Annotated in this window: 15 protein-coding genes; 1 reads left to right on the forward strand and 14 read right to left on the reverse strand. The window is 62.8% G+C overall.

Going from position 1 to position 26,586, the window contains the following annotated elements; all coding sequences use genetic code 11:
- Positions 1-182: 182 nt before the first annotated feature.
- The 7 genes from ACP26L_RS23030 to ACP26L_RS23060 all read right to left on the reverse strand — a co-directional run bounded on the left by ACP26L_RS23030 (position 183) and on the right by ACP26L_RS23060 (position 12,549).
- Positions 183-1,691 carry a response regulator transcription factor gene (locus ACP26L_RS23030; protein ID WP_426446722.1) on the reverse strand — a complete coding sequence of 503 codons (1,509 nt, stop codon included), beginning with the start codon at positions 1,689-1,691 and terminating at the stop codon, positions 183-185.
- 15 nt (positions 1,692-1,706) lie between these two features.
- The gene (locus tag ACP26L_RS23035) at positions 1,707-3,464 is read right to left on the reverse strand and encodes a sensor histidine kinase (protein WP_426446724.1); all 1,758 of its coding nucleotides are present in this window, start codon (positions 3,462-3,464) and stop codon (positions 1,707-1,709) included.
- Between the two features lie 689 nt (positions 3,465-4,153).
- Positions 4,154-4,816 (reverse strand): CPBP family intramembrane glutamic endopeptidase, encoded by a 663-nt coding sequence (locus tag ACP26L_RS23040; RefSeq protein WP_426446726.1) that lies wholly within the window; start codon positions 4,814-4,816, stop codon positions 4,154-4,156.
- A 394-nt stretch (positions 4,817-5,210) separates the two neighbouring features.
- A complete protein-coding gene (locus tag ACP26L_RS23045) occupies positions 5,211-7,592 on the reverse strand; it encodes a fibronectin type III domain-containing protein (protein WP_426446728.1) in 2,382 nt (793 codons plus the stop codon).
- A gap of 261 nt (positions 7,593-7,853) precedes the next feature.
- Positions 7,854-8,468 (reverse strand): PH domain-containing protein, encoded by a 615-nt coding sequence (locus tag ACP26L_RS23050; protein ID WP_426446730.1) that lies wholly within the window; start codon positions 8,466-8,468, stop codon positions 7,854-7,856.
- A gap of 419 nt (positions 8,469-8,887) precedes the next feature.
- Positions 8,888-9,448, reverse strand: a complete 561-nt coding sequence (locus ACP26L_RS23055) for a hypothetical protein (protein WP_426446732.1) — start codon at positions 9,446-9,448, stop codon at positions 8,888-8,890.
- A gap of 119 nt (positions 9,449-9,567) precedes the next feature.
- Entirely contained in the window at positions 9,568-12,549 is a 2,982-nt protein-coding gene (locus ACP26L_RS23060; protein WP_426455060.1) for a polysaccharide lyase family 8 super-sandwich domain-containing protein, read from the reverse strand.
- Positions 12,550-13,478: 929 nt separating this feature from the next.
- Between ACP26L_RS23060 and ACP26L_RS23065 the strand changes: the two genes are divergently transcribed.
- On the forward strand, positions 13,479-14,663 hold the full coding sequence (locus ACP26L_RS23065) for a cytochrome P450 (protein ID WP_426446734.1): 1,185 nt from the start codon (positions 13,479-13,481) through the stop codon (positions 14,661-14,663).
- A 380-nt stretch (positions 14,664-15,043) separates the two neighbouring features.
- On the opposite strand, the gene ACP26L_RS23070 is transcribed toward ACP26L_RS23065, so the two are convergent.
- The 7 genes from ACP26L_RS23070 to ACP26L_RS23100 form a co-directional block, all read right to left on the reverse strand.
- Positions 15,044-17,353, reverse strand: a complete 2,310-nt coding sequence (locus ACP26L_RS23070) for a glycoside hydrolase family 88/105 protein (protein ID WP_426446736.1) — start codon at positions 17,351-17,353, stop codon at positions 15,044-15,046.
- A 38-nt stretch (positions 17,354-17,391) separates the two neighbouring features.
- Positions 17,392-19,131, reverse strand: a complete 1,740-nt coding sequence (locus ACP26L_RS23075) for a hypothetical protein (protein WP_426446737.1) — start codon at positions 19,129-19,131, stop codon at positions 17,392-17,394.
- A gap of 283 nt (positions 19,132-19,414) precedes the next feature.
- Positions 19,415-20,395 (reverse strand): sugar phosphate isomerase/epimerase family protein, encoded by a 981-nt coding sequence (locus ACP26L_RS23080; protein ID WP_426446739.1) that lies wholly within the window; start codon positions 20,393-20,395, stop codon positions 19,415-19,417.
- A 58-nt stretch (positions 20,396-20,453) separates the two neighbouring features.
- Complete coding sequence (locus tag ACP26L_RS23085) at positions 20,454-21,326, reverse strand: carbohydrate ABC transporter permease (protein ID WP_426446741.1); 873 nt, start codon at positions 21,324-21,326, stop codon at positions 20,454-20,456.
- A gap of 60 nt (positions 21,327-21,386) precedes the next feature.
- Positions 21,387-22,349, reverse strand: coding sequence for an ABC transporter permease (locus ACP26L_RS23090; protein ID WP_426446742.1), 963 nt, complete (start codon positions 22,347-22,349; stop codon positions 21,387-21,389).
- Between the two features lie 106 nt (positions 22,350-22,455).
- On the reverse strand, positions 22,456-24,018 hold the full coding sequence (locus ACP26L_RS23095) for an extracellular solute-binding protein (protein WP_426455062.1): 1,563 nt from the start codon (positions 24,016-24,018) through the stop codon (positions 22,456-22,458).
- 290 nt (positions 24,019-24,308) lie between these two features.
- The gene (locus tag ACP26L_RS23100) at positions 24,309-26,570 is read right to left on the reverse strand and encodes a helix-turn-helix domain-containing protein (protein WP_426446744.1); all 2,262 of its coding nucleotides are present in this window, start codon (positions 26,568-26,570) and stop codon (positions 24,309-24,311) included.
- Positions 26,571-26,586: the final 16 nt, after the last annotated feature.

Raw genomic sequence — 26,586 nt, forward strand, 5'->3', positions numbered from 1 at the left:
TTCTCTCCCATCCTGCCGCATCCAGCTGTGCAGGCTTGTGCAGTCACGGCCGTGCGGCATCCTCACTGTACAGTCACACGATAAGCAGCGCCCGCTTTGAGCACCACGATTCAGCTCCCAAGCGTCGACTCGATCCCCGATTTGAGCTCCGCCACCGGGACCCTTCCCTGCTGCAGCTTCCCTTAAGTCTCTACCTTTCCGCCATGCGTACGGCGGTAGGTACCGGGGGTCTCGTTCGTCCACCGCTTGAAGGTGCGGAAGAAGTAGTTCTCGTTCTCGAAGCCAAGCCGCTCGCCGATCTCCTTCACCGGCAGGGTCGTCTCCAGGAGCAGCTTCTTCGCCTGCTCCACCCGCTGCCGCTGCACATAAGAGATCAGGTTCTCCCCGGTCTTCTTCTTGAACAGCTTCGAGAAGTAATGCGGGTCCATGCTGACGAAGCGGGCCAGCCCCGTCAAATTCAGGTCCTCATGCAGGTGCGCATGAATGTGCCGGATGACCTTGTTGAGCTCGGCGTGGTCGGTCTGCAGATTCGCGCTCTCGGCGGACGCCTCCTCGTAGGCGGCGAGCCGCCGGTATAACGCCTCCTGGAGCACGGTATGCCGGCGCACCTTGACCAGCTCCTCCGCCGGTCCGGGGGCCGCACCCAGCATCTTGGCGAACGTGCGGTCGCACTGGAGTGCGAAGGCCTTGACGGCGGGCGACGGCCAGCGGCCCTCCTCCATCGCCTGCCAGAGGCGCTCCAGCAGCTCGCCCGCCGTGCTGCGCTGCCGCAGCTCCACGCTCTTCCACAGGTCGCGCTCCCACTCCCATGCGACCTGCCCTCCTGATCCGCCGCCGGCGGCCGGGCTCGAAGCCGCAGGCAGCAGCCCGCGGGCGCCCGAGTACCAGGCTTCGTCTAGGCCGCTCAGCGTCTGCAGCCAGGCTTCCTCCCAGCCCGGGGACGCCGCCTCCGGCAGCCAGACGCCCGGATCGGGCTCCTCCGGCGCACGCAGCCGGGCGGACGGCCGCACCCGGCTCCAGTAGAAGCGCGTCGCAACGCCGTCCCGCTCGTACTCAAAGACGTACGGCCGCTCGCCGCCGAAGCTTGCCTCCAGCGCTCCGGCCTCCTTGCCGGAAGCCTGCAGCGTGCCGCTCCACGCCGTCAGTATGCTGACGTACGGGAACGGCGACAGGGCCGGCGGCTCTTCCGATGCCGTGTACGCCAAGCCCGGCGCCGGCAGCGAAGCCGCACCGGCATGCAGCCTGCGGGCCCAGAGCACATCGCAGCGCTGCTGCAGGTACACGGCGGCCGCGCCTTCCCGCTGCTGCCGTTCCCGCTCCAGCTCCTTGGCCGCCTTGGCGAGCGCGCCTAGCAGCGCCTCCGGGCTTAGGGAGAGCTTGAGCAGATACCCGCTCGCCCCGTACTCCAGCGCGGAGCGGGCATATTCGAACTCATTCATGCAGGTCAGCATGATGAACCGGCTCTCGGGATAATCGGCCTTGGCCTTCTCGAGCACCTCGATCCCGTCCATCACCGGCATCACGATGTCGCAGATGACAAGGTCCGGGCGCAGCCGTCCGATGAGCTCCAGCGCTTCAGCGCCGTCCTCCGCCTCCCCGACCAGCCGGAAGCCGGCGGAGGACCAGTCGACGGTCGACTTGATCGTCTCTCTCACATAAGGCTCGTCTTCCACGAGCAGCAGCTTCCACATGTCTTCTCCCTCCTTTTATCCCTCCAGTGCCTGCCGATGCTCCACCCCGCCCCCGAATGGCTTCGAGAGCAGGAACGGCTGGCAGATCACCGCCTTGCATCCGATCGGCATGGGCTTCAGCTCTAGGTAGGCCTCATGGCGGAACAGCAGCTGGAGCCGCTCCCGCAGGTTGTGGATCCCGATGCCCTTGCGGGTGCGGAGCTTCCGGCGCGGCGACTCCTCCGTTCCGAGCCCCTGGCCGTTGTCGATTACTTCCATGAACAGCTTCCCCCGTTCGACGTATACACGGATGAGAATGTGCCCGCCGTGCTTCATCCGCTCGAACCCGTGGATAATCGAATTCTCCACGAGCGGCTGCAGGCTCAGCTTCGGAACCAGCGCATAATTCAGCTCCGGATCGTATTCGAAATCCACCGTGAATTTGTCCTGGAACCGGAAGTTCTGGATCTCCGCATACGCATGCACGAGCTCCACTTCCTTGATGAGATGAATGAGGTCCTCCTCCACGTTCAGGCTCTTCTCGAGCAGCTTGCCGAGCGCGAGGCAGACGCGCGCCGTGTCCGGGTCCTGCTTCGATGTGGCATGCCACTTGATCGTATTGAGCGTGTTCATGAGAAAATGCGGGTCCATCTGCGCCATGAGCACCTGAAAGCGGACGGATTCCTTCTGCCGCTCCTCCGTCTTCAGCCGCTGGATCAGAAGATTCATGTCGGTGATCATGCCGTTGAACGCCTGCACCAGAGTCAGAATCTCCCCGGAGTACCGGCCCGGCGGGATATGGAGACGGAAATTTTTGTGCACGAGCTCCTTCATCTTCTTCTGAAGTAACAGCAGCGGCCGGGTGGCTGTCGACAGAATGTAATAGGTTACGAGGACGAAGAACAGCGCAAGCACCAGGAACAGCGACACGAACTGGCTTTTGATCTTGCGGGCGTTGCCGAAGTAGATGTCGAGCTTCGAGCCGGATACCAGATGGGCATCGAGCGCCGGGATCGGCGTACTCTGAAGCAGGACGGCATGCTTGTCGTCCACATACCCGCGCGGCCCCGCTCCGGCCCCCTGCAGCATGCGGCGGACCGTTCCCGGATCGAGATCGCTTCGCCCGCTCTGCGTCAGAATGCTCCCCTGCCGGTCGATCAGATAATAATCCTGGATGATCAGGAACGTCTTGGTATTGGCATAAATCCAAGAAGTGAACAGGAAGGAGATCTTGATGCGCCCGATCCCCTCCCCCAGTGCATTCGTGAGCTGGTCATAATAGGCCAGAATCTTGCCCGCGGGCGAATCCTCGAGCACCGGCTGCATCCCGGGAGCCGGCCCCTTGGACGAGACGAACTGCTCCGCGTCGACATCCCCCATCCGCCGCTCGCCGGATTCATAGAGATGACCGTGCCTGTCGGCAAGCTGCAGGTGAAAATAAGAAGAGTTCTCCCCGCTGCGCGACTGGATCTTCTCGAACGCCTCGGCCATCGTCCCGACCCGCTCACCCGCATCGAAGCGCTCCGGGTGTTCGATCATCTCCATGAGGCGGTAGTTCATCTCAATGGAGATGACCTCGGGAATGAGCATCCCGCGCGTCGTCTCGAAGGCGGACTTCAGCTGCTCGAGCTGGATGCGTCCCGACTCGTGCACCTGGTCGAACAGCCCGTCCTCGATCCGCTGAAAAGCATAGAGCTGCAGCCCGAGCATCGGCAGCAGCACAAGCACCGTGAAGGCCAGAAAGACCCGGTGGCTGAGCTTGGAGGGCAGCAGTCTGGCAATCCCCTTGATCATGTTGGCCTCCTTTCCCCAGCTTACAATTGTCATAATATTCGCACAATTAATATAGCATTCCACCCGGATGGTGTCTAATGCCGGTTTCCATTCCTTGGTCATCGTACTATAAACTGTACAGAGCTGCCAGAAGAAATCCATGGGCATTTCCCGGAGCAGGCTGCCGTGGAATCCGTTCGGGGCCGCTTGGTAAACCGCTCTCCAAGGTAACGCATGCAAGTCTTCAGCAAAGCTGGTTATCAAGGCGCGGTGCAGAGTCCAACCGTGCAGGCTTCCGTCTTTTCCCCGGCTCTGCTATGGGCCGGCCTGCGGCGGCGATCAGAAGACAACCCGGACGAGCGCCGGCGCTGCCGCAGGCAGACCAAAAAAAGCAGCCGTCAGGGCTGCTTCGAAGGGAGCAAAGCGGAGATGGAGCGAATGTTTACCCCCGGCCTGTAGTCTGGTGCAGCCTTGCGCACCGCAGGAGCGAGGGACGGTCCGAACGCTCAGGCGAGTCCCCAGGTGGAACCCCTGCCACTTCATCCAGAAGCAGCTTTTCTCCTGCCGCGGAAGAAGCGTGTCCCTGCCGTAGATTGAACATCCACTGGATCAGGCCGGCGGGACTGCTTCCCGGGCCGGCACATCAAGCCGCGGCGCTTCATGCTCTCTTGCGTCGCCTGCAGCCTGTTCATGGATTGCCGTGCGGTCCTTTACACAATGTACATGAGGTACACTCCGATGATCGCCATATCCGCGATGGCGTGACTCGCGGCGGAGCCCCAGAGGGAGCCGGAACGGTGCCGCATGACCGCCCACACGACTCCGGCGCCGAACACCGGGAGGGTCAGCAGGACGTTGGCCGGCCAGAGCATCATCGGGACCAGCGGCCCCAGATGATACAGGGCATAGAAGAATGAGGTCACGAGCACCCGCGCTCCCGTCGGCAGTATGCCTTCGAGCCTGCGCAGCATGAATCCCCGCCAGTAGATCTCCTCGAGCAGCGGGTTGACCGCAATCAGGATCAGAATGAGCCAGCCCGTGAACGCGCCGGTGAATTCCCAGCGGAGGAGCAGCCCATGGAGATGATCCCGGTCAAAGAAGAACGGATGGTACAGGTACATCGCCGCGGATATGACCAGGAAGAACAGCGCTCCCACGAGATAACCGGTGAAGAGATTGCGCTTGCGGTAGATCAAGCCGAAGTCCCGCAGCGTCTCCCTCACCGGCAGGCGGCGGATCAGAACGCTGTCCACGAGCGGCGCCAAAAAGAGCCAGCCGTAGAAGAGGACAAAGGTAACGGGAATGTTTTGAACGAGAAGAAGACCAAGCGCGATCATGACCGAAGGGCCGATCAGCAGGAGCAGCAGGCTCATAGGTAGGTTCACCCCGGCGAAGTAGTGGTTCCCCGATGAAATCCGGGGGGCTGTATTATCGTAATGCAATCCGGGGGGCTGTATTATCGTAATGCAATCCGGTGCCCCGGCACTAGTACTAGATTTCCCTAGTACCCGCCCCCTCAAACGCGGGCGGGCCCCTTCTCCAGTCTCTTACCCGCCGAAGCTGCTACTGACCCCCTTCGGGGCCGCTGAGAACCATGCCGCTCCAGCCCCCTGTCCTCTGGGCCGCCGGCAGCTTGATCTACGCATATGGGCATCGCGCCCGCACTGCCGCCGGAACGCCGAAGAGACCGGCATGCCTGACGGCACACCGGTCCCTCTGTAACTGCTTCCCCTACATGCTGTAGTTCCCGACGTGTGGCCTGCCTCTTCAGCTTCCGCTGACTGTCACGCTCAGGCTGACGGGTTCCTTCAGCACCTCCGGCCGGCCGCTGCCGTCCATTAGCTGGGAGCCGGACTGCAGGATCAGCTGACTCTCGCCCGCCTGCAGCGCCTGAAGCTTCAGGGTGAGCAGGCCGAGGTCCTCTCCGCTTGCACCCGGCACCCGTCCTAGCTTCACGCCCGAGAACGAGGCTGTGCCCCCCGACACCCTCCGGCCGAGCACCGCCCCGGCGGATTCCCTGCCGAAGCTGGAATCCAGCTCCGAGCTGACGAGCTTGAAGCGGGCCGGGTCATACTTCAGCCTGGCGAAAAAGCCATACACCTCGTCCGCCTGCGGAGCCCGGATCTTCAGCTCCACCACCGATCCGCGGGAGACCGGGCCCGGCTTTCTTGACAGGCTCAGCGGCTGCGCGGGCGCATAGACCGCGGTCGTCACGCTCACCTCGGGATTGCCGGTGCTCAGGCGGCCGGCGGCATCGCGCGCTTCCACCGAGAAGCGGTACGTCGTGGCCGGCTGCAGCCCCTCCACCCGGAACCGGGTCTCTCGGCCGCTGACGGTCCCCGCCAGCACGCCGTCCCGGTAGATCCGGTATTCGGCGATTCTGCCGCCGCCCCCGTACACCGCCGCGGTCACCTGCCCGCCGGCTGCCGCCGCCTCTTCCGCAAGGGATGCCGCACGCTGCGGCACCGGAGTCCCAACAGACGCCGGCTGCCACTTCAGCACCGCCGCATCATGGCGGATCTCCGGCGCGGTCAGCGTACCGCCTGACGGCCACTGGGGGCCTGCCTGCCCGCCGGCCGTCGTGCTCACCGCGAACAGCGTGTCGCCGAGCGCCTTATACCCCCGGCCCTCCAGCACCTTCAGCTTGCCCCGGTCGGAGCCCGCCTCACGCGGCGATGCCTCTCCCGGCTTCAGCTGCCAGAGGCGGCCGCCCCCGCGAAGATACAGTGTCCCGTCACCGCTGAGACCTGCAATCTCCGCTTGGGCGAGGGAAAGGGAAGACGTCACGGGGGCTCCCTCCGGCGGGATCAGCACAGCCTGCAGGCCCTCTGCGCCCTCCACCAGGTACGCGGTCCAGCCGCCCGCGCTCTCGTATGCGAGATGGGGGGCCGCCCCGCCGGGCAGTCCGTCCGTCAGCTCCTTGAGGGTGCTGCCGTCATACTGCAGGAGCCGCTGACCCGAGAGGAACAGCACCTGCTCCCCGTCCGCCACCAGTCCCGCCGCCTCGCCTGCACCGCTGACTACCGGCTGTACGGAACCGTCGGCGGCCAAACGCGAGATCGTGCCGGCCGAGACAAAGAGCACACCGCCGTCTTCTTCCAGCACGCCTTCCCGGTACAGCGAGCTGTCATAAGTGCGCAGCGAACCCGTGGAAGAATCGAGCACCGAACGGTTCACGCCATCCCCCTCGTCCAAGAGCAAGTAGCGGCCGCGGACTTCCGCCCGCTCGCCCGCGCCTTCCCGCACGAGGCTCAGCTTCCGCTCCTTCCAGGTGTAGACGCTGCCGGCTTCTAAGCCGGACGCCAGCACCACCGCCCCTTCCGGCGTCAGTGCGGCGAAGCCTGCCGACCCGAGACCGGCAGGAAACACGACGGTATCCGGACCGCCGCCCTCCTGGCGGAGGAACAGGTCCCCCGCAGCCCCACGGTAAAGAATCCGGCTGCGGTCATAATCGACGATCTCGCCGGGGATGCGCCCTCTCTCCTCGAGTACTCCCTCAGGCTCACGGTAGAGCAGGTGAAGCTCTTCGCTGAGCAGATTGTGCTGCTCGTCGAATACGTTCACCTGGTAATGAAGCTCAGGGCCGGAATCGGAAGGCAGCGCTAGGCTCTGGTTCACGTTCCCCTGGCCGCTGAAGGAAGCGATGATCTTCCCGTCCGGTGCAGACAGCCCCCCTTCGATCACTAGACTGTCGGGATCCTGGGGATAGCTATAGGGCGTCACCTGAGCCTGCATGGTACCGTCAGTAAGCGTTGTGCCCCCTGACGGGCTGACGAGAACATAAGGCTTAGGCACAAGGAAGAACGGCTGGGCAGCCTCCGACGCTCCTCCGGACGGGTCTTCCGCTTTCACAAGCAGAGTCTGCGGACCCTTGGAGAGTCCCCTGAGATCCAGCCGTCCCACCCAGGAGCACTGCTCTGCGCAGATGCGGACGAGGCCGATCCCGCGGTCGCCTACGCTGGCCGTCATCCGGCTGACCGTGCCGCTGTCCCGCACCTCGATCTCCAGAAGGGTATCCTGTCTTGTATCCGCATAGGGTGCGGCAATATCGGGAGCCGGCGGCACCTCGGCATACACGCTTGACGGCAGCAGCAGGAGCATGATCAGACCGCAGGCCATCACCCATCGATTGGTAGCCAATGTGTACATAACACCTGTCCTCTCGTTTATGATACATACTGTATCTTTTTGTACGCCGCTTGCCGGCGGCGTGGGCCCGGTGAACCTCCCAGCGCTTGCAGGCTCCCTCCTCTCCTGTCTGTCCCCGCACCACCATCCTACAAGAAACCGCAGGGGAATAAGATATACTACTATAATTCGACACCTGCCAGCTTTTTCCTTCCGTCGCTGCTGCCGTATCCCAACAAAAAATGACCGTCCGGATCTCCGGACGGCCGACGTCATGTCCTTTTAATAATTGATATAACGCTCGTATACGAAGCCAAAATCCTTGACGCTGTACTGCTTCCGGGTTTCGACAAGCCAGTTGAAGGCATGCTGGTTGAGCTCTTTGAATCCGGTAACCAGGTCCCCCTCCGTCTTCGCCATCCGGCTCAGCGTGGAGGAAGTCATCTCTAGGCTCTGCTGGGCGAATCCGAGGGTCACTTCATTCTCCCGTGTAATCTCCGAAATTTTGAGCAGCGCCTTGTACAGGTCCTTAAGCTCCTCCAGGAACTTCTTGTTAACATCGATGGAATAAGCCGTGCTGCCCATTGTGAACTTGATCTCGACATCCAGGTCGACGGTGCCGGCGGTCTCCAGCGATACGTTCGAGATCGGATAGGCTGCGTAGGGGAACCGGCGCAGCGTGCGCTTCTTGCTCGCCGCCGAAGTACCGTCGAGATGAATCAGCGCCTGGTTCGTGAAGCAGTATTCGTCGGATTTGGATTTGATCAAAAAATAGATTTTCTCCTGGTCCTCATGCATCACGTAATCGTCCGCATCCACCTTATCATAATTCTCCGGACGGATTACGCTTCCCACATCACTAAGTCCCAGAATGTCTGCCGCTACCTTACCGAACATTCGTCTCATCTCCCGTTATGGCATGTTTGGCTGTCTCTGCCATTATACCAGAAGATTGGCAAAGTGCACCCGCTCCCTCCTCTGCCAGCCTAGGTAGGTTGACAGACGAGCTTGCGGCGGTCCGGTGCCTGGGGCGGCTGCTCGAGCCATTGTGCGTAATGCAATTCACACCCGAACACCTCCCATTTCTACAGGAGATATTTGGCTTGGATGCCGGGAAAATATCCAGTCTCTCCTTCCTTATCCATGCCTGGCGGCAGCCCTTACACGGCTTCCGTACTCCAAGTCGCCAGCGGGACCAGCGCCGGTTCGAACAGCATCTAAAGGCAGCCCTTTCCCCGTTACAACGCAAACAAAGCTGCCCGCAGAGGCAGCTTTGTTTGCGGCTGGCGGGGCGTGTGCCGCCGCATAGTTTCGGCTTATTGAAGCAGCGGAGTTTCCAAGTGCAGCTCCATCGTCGTCCCGTCCGAACGGAGGAAGCCCCCGGGCAGCTCGGCCTCCTGCACCGCATCGCTGCCTACGAACGCTCCGATCTTCTCCTCCACCGCGTTCGAGGGGGAAAAGACGTTCGCGATGCGGATGATCGTCTTGGCTGCGGCCGCATCGTTCGAAGCGGACGTGAGATCGAGCACCAGCGAGTTGCCGCTGACCCCGACCAGCCCGCTGAAGCCTTGTCCTGAGGAGAACGCAATGCCGTTCTCGCGGTAGCTCACATCGAATTTCAGCTCCTCCAGAAGCGAGATCAGCTTGGAAGCCCCCTGCACGACCTGCGCGTTCACCGCATCGAGCGTGGCGACCGCGGCACCGACCGACTCCTTCAGCTCTTGCAGCCCGGATACCGCACTTGTCACTCCATCCGTCAGCTCCGTCAGCCTGCTCCCCGCGTCCCCCGCCGAGCAGCCGGCCACAGCCAGGGCCAGCAGAAGCGCTGCCGACACCTTCCGTACGGCATTGGCCCTGTGTCTTCTTCTCTTGTTCATCGGGTCGACTCCCCTTTACTATTCTTGTATGACCATACCATACGCAGATACAGCCCCGCGGTTTTGGGCAAAAAATAAAAGGCGGGAATCGCTGGATTCCCGCCCTTGTCCGTTCCCTCTCACTTGGAGCTGTAGATCCGGTGAATGAGCACCGCCGTCTCCGCACGCGTGGCCGTAGCCTGCGGCTTGAGAAGTGTGCCGTCGCCTTCCACGACCTTGTTCTTGATGAGCGTCGCCACACTGTCGGCAGCGTAGGCTGCGACCTGGCCGCGGTCTGTGAACCCGCCGAGATCTTCAGCGGTTCCCGGCTCGAGTGTCCGTCCGGCTGCCTTGAGCGCCCGGGAGATCAGCACCATCATATCCTGCCTGGAGATGGCCTGCTTCGGTTTGAACGTGCCGTCCGCTCCGCCTTCAGCAATCCCGAGCCGCTTCGCGATCCCCACCGCCTGCGCATAGTACGAGGCCGAGGACACATCGGTAAAGGACATGTCAGGCTCCGCCTTCAGCCCGAGTGCGCGGACGAGCAGCACGATAAAATCGGACCGCGTCACATTGGCGCCGGGCGAGAACGTATTCGCCCCGGTGCCGTTCACGATGCCTTTGGCGGCGAGCTCGTTGATCTGCTCGCCGGCCCAGGCATAGCCGCCCGTATCCTTGAAGGAGATGGCGCTGGCCGGGAGCGTAAACTTCGCCTGCATGACGGCACCGAGGGAATCAGTGGCATTGACGGTCAGCTTGATCGTCGGATTCGTCTGCGTCACCGTGATGCGCGGGTCTGCGCTGACCGTAGTAACACCCTGACGGTCGAGCTCGACTTCAATGATGCCATCCGCGCTGCGCGACGGATCGGAGATGCTGATCGTCAGTTCCTTGCCCTGGGTCTGCGTCATGACGGCGGCACGCTTGTTAACCGTAATGCCACCGGCCGTCGCCGCTCCGTCATTCCAGAAGAGAGCTGCCGTCGTTCCGCTGCCGTTCTCGTGAACCGCATGGACGGCACTGTTGTTCGCAATGACCCGGATCTCCGGGCTGGCCGCATACGCAGCCGTCTCCGCGGCCGATTTGTTCGGCAGCAGCACGTACTGGTACGATGCCCCTGCCGGATTCGCACCGTGGTCGAACCACAGGGTAAGGTAATTGCGCGTATGCTCCGGATTCCCCGGGGGAGCCTGCAGCACGTTGAGCGTGCCCCATTTGCCCTTGCGGGACTCCCGCAGGCCGTTCAGATTCGCGTTACCCTCAGGGAAGTAATAGCCGACGTCAGAGCCTTCCACATTGCCGGCCTGATGCGCCCACTGGACGCCGGGCATCGTCTCGGACCAGCCGAGAGAGGACGGCTTGGCGGAGCCGTTGACCGTCAGCGTGTTGCTGCCGGACTCGTTCAGCTTCCGGTTGTCGATGATCGTCTCGACCGGATTGTTGTCCGCAGAGCTGATATCGGAGCCGAGCGCGACCACCTCATCGTCGAACATGAACCACGACTTCTTCGCCGTAAGCGTCGGGTCAAACGGAGAGACGAGCTCCATGCCGGCTGCGCCGAACGTGCCGTTCGACACGCCGCCGACCCAATCCTTCGTGTTCGTGAAGCCCTGCTGGTCTCCGGCCTTGAGCGTCTTCTGCGTCACCGTCGTTCCCGGGAGCCGGTACGGATTGACCGTGGCCCAGAATTCGTCGGCGTACTGGGTATCGTCGTTATTGTAGAGATAGGTCATCCCGCTGCCGGTATACCAGCCCCGGAGGTTCTCCGGATTCGCCTCATAGTTGGCGATCCGCTTGGAGAACATGCTCAGTCCCAGCGCGAAGCCCGGACGGTGGTGGACGACACGCGCCATCTGGTTGAACACCTTATTCTGGACGAGCTCGCCCCGCGGCTTCACCGAATCGTGGCCTACCGTAGCCTTGGCCAGCACGAGCATGTTGATCGTAGCCACGTCATAGAAGCTCGGATCGTTCATGACCCAGTACTTGATCATGCTCTTGTACGCCGCCGCATGCTCGACCGGAGCCACCTGCGACAGGCGCATGATGCCCATGATCAGCTTGTGGCCGGCCACATCGTCCTGGAAGTAATAACGGGAGATTTCGCGGCCGCGGACCATGTCCATCAGCTGGCCGTCCTTGTAGACGAACGGCTCGAACGAATCGTACACCCACTGCCACACGTTGACGCTGTCGGGATCCTTCACTTCCCACTCCGTACCCTTCAGCAGGTACATGAGACCCGCCAGCTCCTGGAGGAACGAGTTTCCGTAGCCGCCGTTATAGGCGAACTCCCCGTGCTGGACGAACGAGCCGTCGGCATAGAACCCGTCGACGGAGGTGACGTATTTGAACACGCTCTTCTCCCCGTTATGGCCGTCCGTCAGATCGCTGAGCCCGTCGCGGCCCATAACCAGCTTCGCGGTGTTCCCGTCGAGAATGCCCCGTACGGCATGCACCTTGGCCCGCCATACGCGGTTCGCTCCCCAGTACTCGTATCCGACTCCCGCCTGGTTCGGCGAGTGGTGGTCGATCGCGGCGATCCACTTGGCCCGCTGCTCCGGCGTCAGGTCGTTATACATGAGAACGATGGTGTCCTCCAGCCGCAGCGGCGATCCGATCTCCCAGTCCCACCAGTTCCCATAGGCCTTGCGGACCGTGTACCGGTTGTCGCCCATCCACTCGAGGCCGCGGATGATGTCGGCCTTGAGCGCCGCATTGTTCTCCAGTGAGCCGCCCTTTGTCGAATAGGCCAGCGCCATGGACTTCAGGCGGTCATAGCCTTCGGTAATCTCGGCCGACGCCCCGTTGTTCTTGAGGTCGGTCCAGATGCACTTGCAGTCCGTACTGGCCGCATCCTTCTGCATCGTGTCCCAATACCCCGACTTCTTGTCGTTCGACACTTCGCTGTCGATCATCTGAATCCGCCTGGCGATATCGGGATCCTTCGGGTCGTAGTTCGTCCCGCCGGTCATGGTCTCCTTCCACTTCGTCCTCATTCGGCCGAACGTATCTTCCGCCGCGGCATTGCCGCCCGTGAGGGATTCACAGGAGACAAGCAGCAGCGAGGTCAGTGTAAGCATGCAGACCCACTTTTTTGTCTTTCCACTCAATAGGAACACTCCCACCATCCGATAGTTTTCTCTTCTCTCTTTTGCCATTCTCGTACCTCGGCTGTCTGCCCCCTTGCTGTCCGGCAGGACCTTCTCCCCTCCGGTTCCCTCACTATACCGATACAATTCGTATCTTCGCGGACGGATTAGTCCCGCTGACCGTGCCTGAAGACACAGGCCTCAACCGCCGGCAGCCGCATACGAACAAGCCGCGCTGACGAAGCCGGGTCTTGAGAGCTTCCATACAGGAAAAAAAAACGCTAGGATCCTTTACTATTAGGCATAAGGATTTAACAGATGCGGGGGGATAAGAAAAAGCCGGAGGCAGCGGATCAGCCGGAGCGCTTAACGCAGCGGCGGCATCCGCAGACATGCGGAAGTCGATCGTACGATGCATATGCCGCCCGAGGGGCATAACGGCCGATCGGCCTGTTTCTCCCATTGTAGTTGAAAGAAACTCTTTCTTGCAAGTTTATTTGCAGGAAAATGACAAAAAGAACCGGAAGCAGCGCAGATCCGCGGAGCAGGACACCCGGCCGGGGCTCCGGTCACGGGGGATCCTGACGCTTATGCGATTCATGGTTCTTCTCATCCCGCTTGGGGTTCTAACCTTTTTTATCTCTGTCTCTCTATAAAAATCAGCTTATCAGCGTATTGTGACGTGAACATGAACGGAAGCTGAAAATAAGCTGAAAGTCCCACGTGCGGCACCGGGCGGTCCCGGGAATCGATATCGCGCTTCCAACTCCCTGCATGCCGCCGGAATTTGGTTCGGGGCCCCTCTTGTGGGATAATGAGGAAGACAGCCCGCTGCTGCTGCTGCGCCAGATCTGCCCCATTAGGCTCAAAAGGCGGGCGGAGACCGCTGCAATCTGCGCCAGGGGCTGCCGGTAAGCCCATCATATGGATATCACGATAAAGGATAGGAGGACTTTCCCATGATTCCCTTTTTGACGCCCGAAATATTGCGCAACCCTTATCCGATCTACGAGATGATGCGGGCTAGCCAGCCTGTCATGTATATGGAGCCGATGCAGTTCTGGTCCGTGTTCCGCTTCGACCACGTGCGCACCGTGCTGTCCGACTCCGCCCGGTTCTCTTCGGCCGGCGGGCGTCCCCCGGCCTCAGCCGGTGCCGCCGCAGGCCAGCGGGACGGCTTCTCCCTGATCACGACCGATCCCCCACGCCATACCCAGCTGCGCTCTCTGGTCAACCAGGCGTTCACGCCGAAGGCGGTCGCCGCTCTGGAGCCCCGCATCGCCGAGCTGACCCATGAGCTGCTGGACCGCGTGGCGGACTCCGGGGAGATCGACCTCATCGGGGACTTCGCCTATCCGCTCCCGGTCATCGTCATCGCCGAGCTGCTCGGCATCCCTAGCGGAGACCGCGACCGATTCAAGCATTGGTCGGATGAGGTGGTGGCCTCGGCCGATACCATCCTCGGCGGCTCGGCATCCGGCTCCCTGCAGGCTCACCGGGAGATGAACGAATACTTCTCAGGCATCATCGCCGAGCGCCGAAGGGCGCCGAAGGACGATCTCATCTCCGCCCTGATCGCCGCCGAAGAAGGGGAATTCCACCTCTCGGAGGGGGATATCCTCTCCTTCTGTGCGCTTCTTCTGGTCGCCGGCAACGAGACGACGACGAACCTGATCGGCAACGCCGTGCTGACGCTGCTCGAGCACCCGGAGGAGCTGGCGAAGCTGCGCAGCCGGCCGGAGCTCCTGCCGTCCGCCATCGAAGAAGTGCTGCGCTTCCGCTCGCCTGTCCAGGCGATGTTCCGCACGGCTTCCGAAGATGTCGACATCGGGGGGCAGGTGATTCCGGCCGGCTCCCGCGTCGTCGCCTGGATCGGCTCGGCGAACCGCGACGAGGAGAAGTTCCCGGACGCCGCCCGCTTCGATATCGAGCGGACGCCGAACGGGCACATCGCCTTCGGCCACGGCATCCACTTCTGCCTCGGCGCGCCGCTCGCCCGCCTCGAAGCGAAGGTCGCCTTGGCGGCTGTGCTGGAGCGGCTGCCGGAGCTTGCCCGCGTCAATGACGAGCCGCTCCCGCCGGCGCGCGGGTTCATCGTCCACGGCGTGAGCACGATGCCGCTGCGTTTCCGGCCGCAGGGATAGCCGCTGACCGGGACAAGCGGCACTGGATCCGGCTTGACGGCAGCCGGGACCGCAGGAATGCCGGCATGTCCGGCATCGGCAGGTCCTCGCCGGCGTTCAGCAGCCCACCCTGCCGGAGGACCGCGCGGGCATAGTGTAGGCCTCCAGCCGGATGGGCTGAGGCCTGCATTCATTGCGATCGGCAGAACATGGGACATACCGCAGGGCCCGCACGCCTTCCCCGAAGGCGGTGCGGGCCCTGCTTGGTTTTCGTTTGCCGTTCGAAGCAGGCGCAGCCCAGTGCGGACGGCAGGTGTGCCCCTATGCCCGCTTCAGCCGGTGCAGCCGGCCCGCGGGCTCGGCGCTGCTGCGCTTGGCCCGCCCCGGCCGCAGCGCAGCGCTCAGGCCAGGCTCTCCTGAGAGGCCGGCAGCCGCCCTGCAAGACTCCTCTTCAGCTTCGCGATCTCCGTGCCCGCCAGCATCATGATGCCGATGCCGTGGTTGTCGTTGAGCACGGTGCGCAGGTCGTACTTGTAGTAGTCGGCCGTGAACGCGTAGCGTGAACCGCTGCAAACGCCGTGCACATTCCCGTGCTGGTCGACAGCATGCCGCGTCAGCCCTTCCCAAGCCTTCAGCGCTGCGGCCGCGTACTTCGTCTCCCCGCCCTCCAGCCAGCCGAAGCGCACTCCCCGGGCGAAGCCGTACACGAACATGGCTGTGCATGACGCCTCCTCGTAGGCTTCGGGATCGTCGAGCACTTGGCGCCACAGCCCGCGTTCGCCCTGCAGCGCCGCATAGCCGGCGCACAGCTCCCGGAAGAACGCCAGGAGGGCGGGACGGTCCGTATGGTCCTCAGGAAGCGCCTCCAGCACCTCCGAGAGCGAGAACAGCGTCCAGCCGTTGCCGCGCCCCCAGGGGATGCCGGTGGCACGCCCGTATTTGAAGTCATACACGTGGGACATGATCCGCTTCTCCGGCAGGAAGAGATAGCGCCGGAAACGCAGGAACTGTGCGGCCGCCTCGTCCAGCGCTTCCACGGAGCCGGTCAGCCGGGCATACCGGCACAGGAACGGCGTGCTCATGTAGAGGTCGTCGGCCCACATCGTATCGGCCGAATACTCGCCCGGGCACAGCCGGTAGAAAGCACCGTCCTCCCGCCGCTCCAGGCGCCGCAGCATGAAGTCCGCGATCCGCTCCGCAATCGCCCCGGCCTCCTCCCGGAAGCGCGCATCCCCACTGTCCTCCAGGGCCTCAAGCATCGCCGAGCCGAACGAGCCGCAGTTGTCGAGCATGCGGATCTGCACGAGCTGCTGGTTCAGCGCGGGGAACCCGTACTGCGCCTCGTCCCAGCGGGCGTACCCGTCCATCTCCGTGCAGGCCTGCACATGAGCCTGCGCATAGGAGACAAGGTCGCTGCGGCCGAGCCAGCGTCCCGCCTGCAGCAGCCCGTAGACCGTCACGCCGAGCGGATAATCCCACCGGCCGTAATTGGTCACTGTGCCGACCGTCCAGCGGGAGCTCAGCATCGCATTTTCGTAATAGGGCCGGATGCGCACCTCCGGAAGATCGAGGCGCCAATACAGGCCCCCTACCCCGCCGGGATAGACCCGGTCCGTCCGCAGCAGCGCCTCCCAGGCCGGGAGCTCCCCGCCGCTCTCGAAGGGACCGAGCCATAGCCAAGGGCCCTCGCCGGCGCCGTGGACCGTCAGCGGCAGGGCCAGAGTGCAGCCTTCCGGGCCGCCGTCCGAAGCGGCTTCGAGTGAAGCCTCGAGTGAAGCCTCGAGTGATGCTTCGAGCGTGAAATCCCACGCGCCCGCCTCCGGGCAGCCGGTGCGGACGAGCACGTCGTGCGCCCCCCAGCCGAGCGGCAAGCTCTCGCGGAACGCTCCGCCTTCCGGCAGGTCGGCCACCAGCCGGCCGCCCGCCCAGACGGCAAGCGGCCCGGCGGACGACCCGGCCAGCGTGAGCGGGCCGCCGCCCGCGTCCGTACGCCGCAGCACCGTCCGGGCGATGGCCGTCCGGCCCGGCCTGCGGCCGAACAGCCGCTCGGGCGCGGGCAGCGCGGCTTCGGCGGCGCTCCAGCCGGCCTGCGGCAGCCACTGTAGGCCCGAGGCCGCTTCGCTGCCATGCAGGTCCGGCAGGGTGCCGTCCGTGAAGTGCCGGCCCGCCGCCGGCCGGGAGAACACCCATCCGGCCTGGCCGGCCCGCTCTTGGAACGGGGCGAGCACGTTCAGAATGCGCACCTTGGCCTCCTCGGCACCGATCCGGCAGCCGAACCCGGCCGGCGTCCACTGCGCCTCAAGCCACAGGGTGTTCCACCCTTCGGACAGCTCCAGCGGCAGCGTCACAAGCGCATCCGCCTTCAGCTCCTCAACTACGGAGGAGCGGTACGCCCGGCTCCCGTTCAGCCAGAAGCGCACCGGCCCGAGCGGCTCGATCTGAATATCGAGGGAACGCCGGTTATCGCTCCACACCAGGGCCGCCGCATACGCATAGTCGCCGGGTCCCGCTTCCGAGAACCGTAACGCGAGATTCAGATCGTATAGACCTTCCTTCGTTTGCAGCACTCCCGCGCTGCTGAAGGCTCTGTAGACAAAGCCGGCGGGCGGATTCGCGCCGACATACCGGCCCGCAATCACGCCCAGCATGGCGGCATCGTCGTCCCCGAACCGGTACCTCAGGCTTTCCCCCTCATCAAAATAGACCGTCATCTCGGTGGTTCATCCCTTCTTCTATGGAGTCCCGGTGTCTACAGCAGCCGGATCGTTACCGCGTGATCGAACGGCGTCACCAGGTTGACATGCACGCAGAGACAGCCCGCCGGATGAACATCCTCCCGGAGCAGGGGAAGCCGGTGCTCGAACGCACCGCCCGCAAGCTCCAGGGCGGACCCGCCCGCACGGTACACGGCACGGCCCCCGGACAGGAAGTACCGGCCCTCGCCCGCCGGCTGCAGCCCTTCCCCTTCAAGCTCCCCTTCGGAGCCGAAGACAAGCGTGAGCTGCGCCAGCACGTCTTCCCGCTCGTCGGATCGCACGCGAACCTTCCACTCGCTTCCCGAGCGGCTCACCTCCGCCTCCAGCCTATGCTCCTGCAGGTGCGTCATCGGCCGGTGATGGTGCGGCAGCAGGTACCACGGCGAGACGTCCCCGCCGCCCGCCCTTGTGGGCAGCAGCTCCCGCGGTACAGGCCCGTTGTAGCCCTTCTCCGCCGTGCGTGCCAGCCGGTACACACCGCCTTCCTCCTGCTTGAAGGCATCGAACTTCACGATGCCCGGCTCGAACGTGGCCGCCAGCTTCACGCCGAGCAGCTTCGCCGCTCCGTGCCGCAGCGACAAGAACGACGGCGTCCCGGCCATCACCGTAGCGCTCAGCTCCCCGTCGCGGATGCGGACCACCGGCGAGCCGAAGGCCAGGTGCATCGAGGAGTGGAGGATGCGCATGCCGTGCCCGGCTTCTTCAGCCAAGGCCGTATGCTCGCGGACGGGGTGCGCGCCGTTCAGCACGATCTCGTAGCGGTCCGGCAGCGGGATGCGCTCCACGCCCTCGAGGCTCAGTGACGGGTCGAGCAGATACCCGAGCAGCAGGTTGTTGTTCACCGCTTCCGGCTGGCGGACAAAGCCTGCAGCATAATCCGCCATCGAAGCGAGGAGCCCGTCACGGTCGTAAGCGGCCATAAGCCGGCAGACCAGCGCATAAGGGGCCGGGTTCGCCGCCTGGCCGTAGTCCTGCCGCCCCGAGTAGTCCGTCACGACCTCGCCTTCCGGGTGGAACAGATAGGCCATCATCTTCAGATTGCGCCGCACGTACTCGAGCAGCTCCGGACGCCCGAGTCCCCGGGCCGTATGGTACAACGCGATATCGCTCACGGCATTGTAGATGCCGTTGCTCCGCTCGGTCCACTCCCCGTCGGCCGTGATATCCATGCCTTCGGCCAGCCATTCTTCGGCGCGGGCCGCCAGCTCCGGCTGGCCGAACAGCTCATGGAGCATCGAGAGCGCTGCGGTCAGTACCCAGCGGTGGTTCGGCGTGTGGCACCCGCCCGTCACCATCGCGGGGATGGTCCGCTCGAGGAACAGCCTCAGCTTCTCCCGGGCTTCGGCCAGCGGGGCCCACTCGTGCTCCTCGAGCAGCCGGTATACTTGCGCGAGGCCGCCGACCACGAAGGCGGTATCGGGCGGCGAGTTGAAATTCGTCGAGCCGAGTGAGACCGTCCCGTCCGGATGCTGGCGGTTCAAGATAAAATCGCAAGCGAGCCCGAACGCCTCCAAGAGCCCATTATCATGGTAATAACGGGAGTCCGGGTGCACCAGCGCACACGCCCAGACCGCCATGTGGCGGGGCGTGCCCACATGGGTAGGTCGCGCGATGCCGCTCTCGTCGCGGATCCCTCCGTCATAGCGGGAAGAAGCGTCCCTGATCTGCTCGCGCAGGGAAGCTTCCGTCCATTCGTCATTAAGGCGGATCAAGTTCCGGCCTATGGCATCCATGCTGCATTCCCCTTCTCTGTATCGTCTTCTCGTTACGGTACTCTCGTCTCCTGCACTTCCCGGTCTCCGAGGTACCCTTCCCGGGTCAACCCCGCGACCGCCTTTCCTCTTTTGCCGCACCTTCTCTTCCTATCCTTGCCTATCCTTCTCTGCCGTTCCTGCTCTTGCCGTTCCTGCTCTTGCCGTTCCATCTATGCCTTGACCCTCTGCCGCCCTGCCTTCCATATGCCTTTCCTTCATCCTCCTGCGGCCCTTCCGTCCTTACGCTCCGCCCGCTTCCGCTTCAGCCCGCCGTACGGTCCTGCACACCCTGCAGACGGCCGGTCAGGATGCGGTGGCTCTTGTGGATGTCCTCGGGCAGGCACGCGGCCTTCAGCTCGTAGACCTTCACTTTTGCCTGCGCAATCGCCTCGAGATAAGGGTCGAAACACCGCTCCTCTCCGCTGTGCACATACGGACACCAATGGTCCGACAGCCCGAGGGTCTCATGGATGTGCACGCCATAGATAAAGCGCTTAATCTCCCCAAGCTCCGCCTCGGCATCATAGAGTCCCATGCGCTGCATCATCATCGCGTGGCCGGTATCGAGCCACAGGTGCACGGGCGCCCCCTGCAGCCGGCCGCAGATCTCCGCCGCCTCCCGCAGTGTGGGGATTTGATAGCAGCGCGAGCGCGTTTCGATGCCGACCGCTATGTTCCAGCCCCGCCACACCGCCTCGTCGCACACTTCCTCAAGGCTCTCCGCGATACGCTGCACATACCTTGGCGCCAGCGCCGAACGGCGTTCCAGCATCCGCTCCCAGAGCGCCCGGTACTCCGGCGACTGCGGTCCGAGCGTCTGCCACAGCCCCTTCAGCTCCGCATCGATATTGCTTTCGAACGGCACCTCGCCCGGGTGGACGACCACCGCTTCCGCACCGTACCGGTGGGCATATTCCATCGACTGCAGCAGGAGCTCCACGGAGCGCCGCCGCATCCCCTCGTCATCGTAGCCGAGCATCACCGAATCCGTATCGTACGCTTTGTCGTTCACGAACGGGAACACGTTGTGCACGCTGGAGACGCCGATCTCCCCCCGCTCGATCATCCCTTCAATTGTCCCGAGCATCTCCCGCGTAATGTTATAGTTAAGCTCCACCCGGCGGAAGCCGAGGGCCTGGATCTCCTCGATGAGCTCCCGGCCGCCCGTATGCCTCTTGATATTCCAGCACGTGGAGAACGAATACGCACCCTTGTCTATCATAATCGCTTCCCCTTCCTTCATCTACCTGCCGCCCTGTTAAGTTTTCGTAAATCCCGCCTTCCGGCAGGAATCTCTTAAGCTACCCCTTGACCGAGCCGAGCATGATGCCCGATACAAAATACCTTTGAAGCCACGGGTAAACGATCAGGATCGGCACGGTGGCGAAGACGATGCTCGCCGCCTTGAGGCTCTCCGGCAGCACCTGGATGATCTGCGCGCCCTCCATCTGCATCTGGTCGGTCATCATCGAGTTCATGATGAGCTGGTAGAGCTTCAGCTGCAGGGGATACAGGTTCGTATCCGTAATGTAGAACAGTGTATCCATGAACCCGTTCCAGCGGTTGACCGCGTAGAAGAGGCTGAGCGTCGCTACAGCCGGCATCGAGAGCGGCAGAATGATGCGCACCAGCGTGCCGAAGTGGCTGCAGCCGTCGAGCTCCGCCGACTCTTCGAGGCTCTTCGGAATCGAGCCAAAGAACGTAATGAGAATGATGAGATAAAACGGATTGACGAGCAGCGGCAGAATCAGCGACCACAGGGAGTTCACAAGGTGCAGCTGCTTAATCAGAATATATTCGGGGATAATGCCCCCGCTGAAGAACATTGTGAAAACGATGAGGTACATCGCGAATTTGCGGCCCTTAAGCTCCGTCTTCGTCAGAGGGTACGCGGCGAAGATCGTCATTGCCATGCAGAGTACGGTGAATCCTACCGTGAGCCCGACTGTCAGGCCGAGCGAGCGGAGCATCGTCAGATCCGCGAAGACGCGGTTATAGGCCTCGAAGTTCAGCTCGACGGGAAACAGCGTAACGGCCCCCGACATAATCGGCCGGTTGGAGCTCAGCGACACTGCCACAATATGCAGGAACGGTGCCAGACACAGCAGCACACAGAGCGACAGGAGCAGGTAGTTCAGGCCGTCGAACAGACGGTTTCCGAGCTTGGCATTCATGCGAATCGGCCTCCTTTCGGCTTGAGGGCTTCATGGATTTGGGGCAGCGGAGCGGCACCATCAGATAATGCCTTCATCCGTCGTTTTCTTCGAGATATAGTTGGAGGTGAGAATGAACACGAGCCCGACCACCGCCTGGAAAAAGCCCACGGCCGTCGCCACCGAGTATTCCCCGGTCTCCATCCCCATTTTGTACACGAACGTACTGAGCACCTCCGAGAATTCGCTGACCGTCACGTTGCCGATAACGAAGGGCCGCTCGAAGCCGATCTGCACCATCTCGCCGAGCTTCAGCACCAGCAGCACGACGATCGTGGAGCGGATGCCCGGCAGCGTAATGTGCCAGATCCTGGCGAGCCTGCCGGCGCCGTCCACCTCGGCCGCTTCGTACAGCTCCTTGTTGATCGCCGTCATCGCCGCAAGGTAGATGATCGTCCCCCACCCGGCGCTCTGCCAGATCCCGGTGCCGAGATAGGTGAAGAGCCAGTACACCTTGTCGGAGAGAAACGGAAACGGCCCGAGTCCAAGGCGTCCGAGGAACAGGTTGACCATCCCCGTGTTCGTCGCGAACACCTGGTATACGATCCCCCCGATGATGACCCAGGAGATAAAATGCGGCAGGTACAGGATCGTCTGCGAGATCTTCTTGAACGCCGCGCCCCGCAGCTCGTTCAGCATCACCGCGAGGATGATCGGCGCCGGGAACGAGAACACGAGATCGAGAAAGTTGAGCATGAACGTGTTGCGCAGCGCCAGATAGAACGAATCCATCTTGAAGATGCTCCGGAACGTCTCGAGGCCGATCCATGGACTCTTCGAAATTCCCTGGAACAGGTTAAAATCCTTGAATGCGATGCTCACACCGTACATCGGCCCGTACTTGAAGACGATAAAATAGAGCAGCGGCAGCGCCAGCATCGCATAGAGCTGCCAGTAGCGGCCCAGATACGGGCCCGCCCCTCTCGCGAGGCCGAGCCTTCTCCGCTCGCCCGCCTGCGGAATTTCCGCCTGCAGATTCTCCATGGTGGTTCCCTCCCCGGGAGCCGGGTGGCGTAAGGCGCCTCATGTCCTGCTTCCAGGCGCAATGCACCCCGGCCCTTTTTTGTATTTCCTGCCAGGCCCCTCAGCCCTATTTCTTCATCGTCTTGTAAGCTTCCGTACGCTCCTTGCGGACCTCTTCGCCTCCGCTGTTCATATAGTCCTTGAGCAGGCTGTCATACACCCCGTCGAACGCGTCGGGCTTCGCCATCACCGACTTCACGAGCAGCTCGTCGTACTTGTCGGCCAGCGCGTTGCCGTACTTCACTTCGGCGGCGATAGGGTGGTCAAAGCGGACCGGCGGCAGCCCCTCCGTCAGGCCGTTCCTGAACGCCTGCATCGCATCCTCCGCGTCCTGGCCCTTCAGGCTCACCGTCATCGATTTTAGATTGAGTTCGGTGCTGCCGAAGTCGATACCGTTGGCCACCAGGCGCAGGTCGCCGGCATTATAGAGCCGGTTCTGCGTCTCGGTGTCATCCTTGATGACCGGCAGACCGTCCTTCATCGTATAATTCGTGCCCTCCAGACCGCTCGACAGGGTGACCAGCACGTCCTTCGATGCCATCCAGTTCAGATACTTGACGGCTTCGGCCGCCTTCGTGCTGCTCTTCGGGATCAGGATGTACATACCCGCCGGCTGGTAGGACGGCTTGACATGCTTGCCCTCCGCATTCGTATACGGGTCGACCGGCTTCACGATCGCTTCCGGCACATTCTTGCGCAGCACGCCCAGCATATCCGGCGCCTTGCCGTAGCTTCCGCCTGCATCCTCCGCGTACATGCCGACCTTGCCGGTCATGATGTCCTGCTGCAGCTTCTTTTTATCCTTATCCAGTGCAAAATCCGGGGACATGAGCCCTTCGTTATACAGCTTGTTCAGGAACCGTACGGCGTCCTTATGCCCCGGAAGCAGCAGCGGATTATCCCGGGAGCCGAGCTGCTGGAGCATCGTATATTTCTCTTCCTCCGTCGTCTTCCCGATAAAAGGCCAGATGATCGGCTCATAGGAAGCCGGGGCCAGCGAGAAGCCGAGAGGAATCGTCTGCGGGCCGCCCGGCTGCTTCTCCTTGAACGCCTTGAGCGCGGCATACACCTCGTCCGTCGTCTTCGGGAGGGGCAGGCCGAGCTTATCGAGCCAGTCCTGGCGGATCATCGAGGAATATTTGCCGAGGTACGCCCGCTTCGCCGGGATCGCATACTGCACGCCGTCGAACTTGCCGTAGGCGAGCGTATCCTCTCCAAGGTAGGACTTCAGATTCGGCCCGTACTCGTCGATTACCTTGCCGAGATCGGTCAGTCCGCCCTGCTTCACGTACTTATATACAAGGTTGGAATCGTAGGTGAATACGATATCGGGCGCGTCACCGCTGGCCATCAGTACGTTAAGCTTCTCGATCTCCTGCGACCTCGGGACCGGAATGAACTCGAGCTTGATGTTGTTCGGCTTGCCGAAGGTCTCCTGGATCCACTGCGTATTGTTATTGTTCGTCGCGGTCTTGCCTGCCGGGGAGTTGCCCCGGTCGAAGATCTCCACCTTCAGCGTTACGAGTCCAGAGCCGGAGCCTGCCCCGGCTCCCTGTGCACCCGATGCCCCCTGAGGCTGGGTGCTGTCCGAACAACCCGCGAGCAGCCCTGTAGTCAGTACGGCCGACATGACGGCTACGCTTCCTCTTCTCCATTGCATCCTTCATCCACCCCTTCTTCGCGTATCGCCGCACCGCTTGGTACCGCTGTCATTTCGGCAGGCACCGGGTTCCGGCGGGAATATCCCAGTTATAACCGGGGGCCGCCGAAAGGGTCAACCAGCATGTTTCCGCACAGCCAACCAAAACGGCAGAGCCCCTGGCAGACGGTACACCAACCGTTTTCCGGACACCAACTCGAGCTTCCCGCCACTGCTCAAAACCGCTCTGCCGCGGGGTTTGCGGGACATGGAGCGGCGATTTATGAATACGATTCTCCTGCCACCCCCCGGGCTGCGGGCGGCTGCATATATTTGCGGTAATCCCCGGGAGTGACGCCGACAACCTTCTTGAAGGTGCGGCCAAACGAGATCGAATGGGTGTAGCCGACCTGCTGCGAGATCTCGGGCAGGGAAGCATCGGTCTCGAGCAGCAGACGCTTCGCATGTTCCATCCGCAGGGAACAGAGATAATCGACGAACTTCAGGCCGAACTCCTCCTTGAAGAGGTGGCTGGCATACTTGGCTCCGACCCCGAATTTGTCGCTGATAAGCGCAAGCGACAGCTCGGCATTCGCATAATCGGCCTCGATGAACCGGCGGATCTCCCCGGCGAGCCCCCGCCGGCCGTGCCGGTCCGTATGGGCCAGATACTGCCGATGCAGTCCGTGGAGGATGCCCTTCAGCGCCGGGAGAAGCTCTTCGAGCGTGTCGAGCTCGCTGAGCACGCGCAGCAGCTCCGGCTCCGCCTGCCGCTCCCAATAAGCCAGGGTTTCTCCGCCGAGCTCCTCGAGAGACCGGCGGAGCGCTCCGGCCAAATACTCGAGGAGCACCAGGATGCCGTCATCCCGGAGAGGGTCCCCCTCCAGCGCCAGCAGCAGCTCCTCCGCCTGATCCTCCCACTCCTCATCCGCCAGGCGGAAGCTGCGGACGAGCGCATCGATGCGGCCGAAGTACGGATGGATATCCCCGGCCGGCAGCCCGGACTGATCCTCGAAGCGGAGCACCCGGCCGCTCCCGAGCGACAATTTGTATCGGAGAGCGCCCAGGGCCTCCCCGAAGGAGCCGCCGGCCTGCGTGATTTCCTCCCGCGGCCTGCCGATTCCCGCCGTCAGCGAGAGCTTCAGATGCACCGGAGTCCAGGTCCGCAGCCGGTCCAGCACCTCGGCCGGTCTCCCGGTCTCCGGCGCCGCCGCCTCTTCCAGGAAGAGCAGCCCAAGGCGGTGCTCCTCGGTCCATTCGGCCCAGACCGTCAACCCTTCCCGGCCGGCAAACTCCTGCGCCGCATTCGTCACCGCGAATTGGAGCAGATTCCGGTCCCGTGTACTGTACTGCTCCCGGAATCGGGCATACCGGTCGATCTCGACAACAGCTGCCGTACAGCGCCGTCCCCCTCCACCGATCCCGAGCCGCGTCAGGAGCTCCTCCCACTGTGCGGCAGAGCGTTCGGGACGGCCGGAGAGCAGCTCGAGGAACACCTGTCTGCGGCGGACAAGCAGATCTTCTTTGTACTGCTTCTCGTACTGCGCCGTTTGGTTCATCAGCGTGTCGAGCACCCGGCCGATGAAAGCAAATTCATCGCTGTTCTGCGGCCTCGTACCCGCACCGCTCTGGTAGGCCTGAATCTGCCGCATAATACTTTCGATGGGCTTATAATGGCTTCGTGTAATATAGAACAGATAGAAGAGAGAGACCAGGATGGCGAAGCCGCCGATCCACACCCACAGATGGGAGAGCAGGGACAAACCGCCGAGCAGCGCCCCGGGTTTGATCCCGCTGACAATGTCCCATCCGAGCGCTTCCGAATGCAGCCGGGCCGTCGGCTCTGCCCCGGACTCCTTCTGCAAGCCCGCTTCCCCGGCCGAAGAATACAGCCGGGAGTCCCCTTTGCGGATCTCCATAAAGGTCAGGTCCTTGTTGATCATCTCATCGGCGATCCCGAAGAGAGCGCGGGCTTTTACGTTCACCACGACGATGCCGTCGCCGCCCAAGGGGAGCAGGGCTCTCTTGGCCAGCGAGATGACCTCCGTCTCCTGCTCTCCCTGCCATTCCTTAAGCCGGCGCACGACGGACCAGGGGGAGTTTCCTTCCCGTCCGGCCGTCTCCTCCACGAACGTACGGTCCGCGAATGCACGGAGGTCCTCCATGCCGCTCAGCGTCAGCACGACTCCGTCGCGGGCCCGGTACAGGTAGATCGAGTGGATCAGCGGATGGTCGTCCGTCAGCCGGTGCAGTCCTTTGGACACCTCGTAAGGAAGCAGCGGATCGGCCGGCGAGCCCGGATCATAGAAGGCATCCAGGGCAGCGCTGCCGCCCATCTCCTCCAGGACGGCCCGCTCGATGTCCCGAAGACGCGTCTCCAGGGAATCCATCACATACCGGGCAGAGATCCGGTTCGCTTTCTCGGTCTCCCGGATCGAAATCTCGCTGATGACCGACAGTGCGGCGAAAATCAGGACCGTGATCAGAAGAAAAATGACCGGCACATACGAGAGGATGAGGCGGTGGTACCACGTTCTTTTCATGGAGGGGGATCTCCTT

The organism is Paenibacillus sp. S-38 (assembly GCF_049942825.1).
GTDB lineage: Bacteria > Bacillota > Bacilli > Paenibacillales > NBRC-103111 > Paenibacillus_G.

Excerpts from the sequence above, each read along its gene's own strand:
- ACP26L_RS23085 (WP_426446741.1), bottom strand. The coding sequence starts at position 21,326 with ATGAATGCCAAGCTCGGAAACCGTCTGTTCGACGGCCTGAACTACCTG.
- ACP26L_RS23040 (WP_426446726.1), bottom strand. The coding sequence starts at position 4,816 with ATGAGCCTGCTGCTCCTGCTGATCGGCCCTTCGGTCATGATCGCGCTT.
- ACP26L_RS23055 (WP_426446732.1), bottom strand. The coding sequence starts at position 9,448 with ATGAACAAGAGAAGAAGACACAGGGCCAATGCCGTACGGAAGGTGTCG.
- ACP26L_RS23065 (WP_426446734.1), top strand. The coding sequence starts at position 13,479 with ATGATTCCCTTTTTGACGCCCGAAATATTGCGCAACCCTTATCCGATC.
- ACP26L_RS23100 (WP_426446744.1), bottom strand. The coding sequence starts at position 26,570 with ATGAAAAGAACGTGGTACCACCGCCTCATCCTCTCGTATGTGCCGGTC.
- ACP26L_RS23070 (WP_426446736.1), bottom strand. The coding sequence starts at position 17,353 with ATGACGGTCTATTTTGATGAGGGGGAAAGCCTGAGGTACCGGTTCGGG.
- ACP26L_RS23050 (WP_426446730.1), bottom strand. The coding sequence starts at position 8,468 with ATGTTCGGTAAGGTAGCGGCAGACATTCTGGGACTTAGTGATGTGGGA.
- ACP26L_RS23080 (WP_426446739.1), bottom strand. The coding sequence starts at position 20,395 with ATGAAGGAAGGGGAAGCGATTATGATAGACAAGGGTGCGTATTCGTTC.
- ACP26L_RS23075 (WP_426446737.1), bottom strand. The coding sequence starts at position 19,131 with ATGGATGCCATAGGCCGGAACTTGATCCGCCTTAATGACGAATGGACG.
- ACP26L_RS23035 (WP_426446724.1), bottom strand. The coding sequence starts at position 3,464 with ATGATCAAGGGGATTGCCAGACTGCTGCCCTCCAAGCTCAGCCACCGG.
- ACP26L_RS23095 (WP_426455062.1), bottom strand. The coding sequence starts at position 24,018 with ATGTCGGCCGTACTGACTACAGGGCTGCTCGCGGGTTGTTCGGACAGC.
- ACP26L_RS23030 (WP_426446722.1), bottom strand. The coding sequence starts at position 1,691 with ATGTGGAAGCTGCTGCTCGTGGAAGACGAGCCTTATGTGAGAGAGACG.
- ACP26L_RS23045 (WP_426446728.1), bottom strand. The coding sequence starts at position 7,592 with ATGTACACATTGGCTACCAATCGATGGGTGATGGCCTGCGGTCTGATC.
- ACP26L_RS23090 (WP_426446742.1), bottom strand. The coding sequence starts at position 22,349 with ATGGAGAATCTGCAGGCGGAAATTCCGCAGGCGGGCGAGCGGAGAAGG.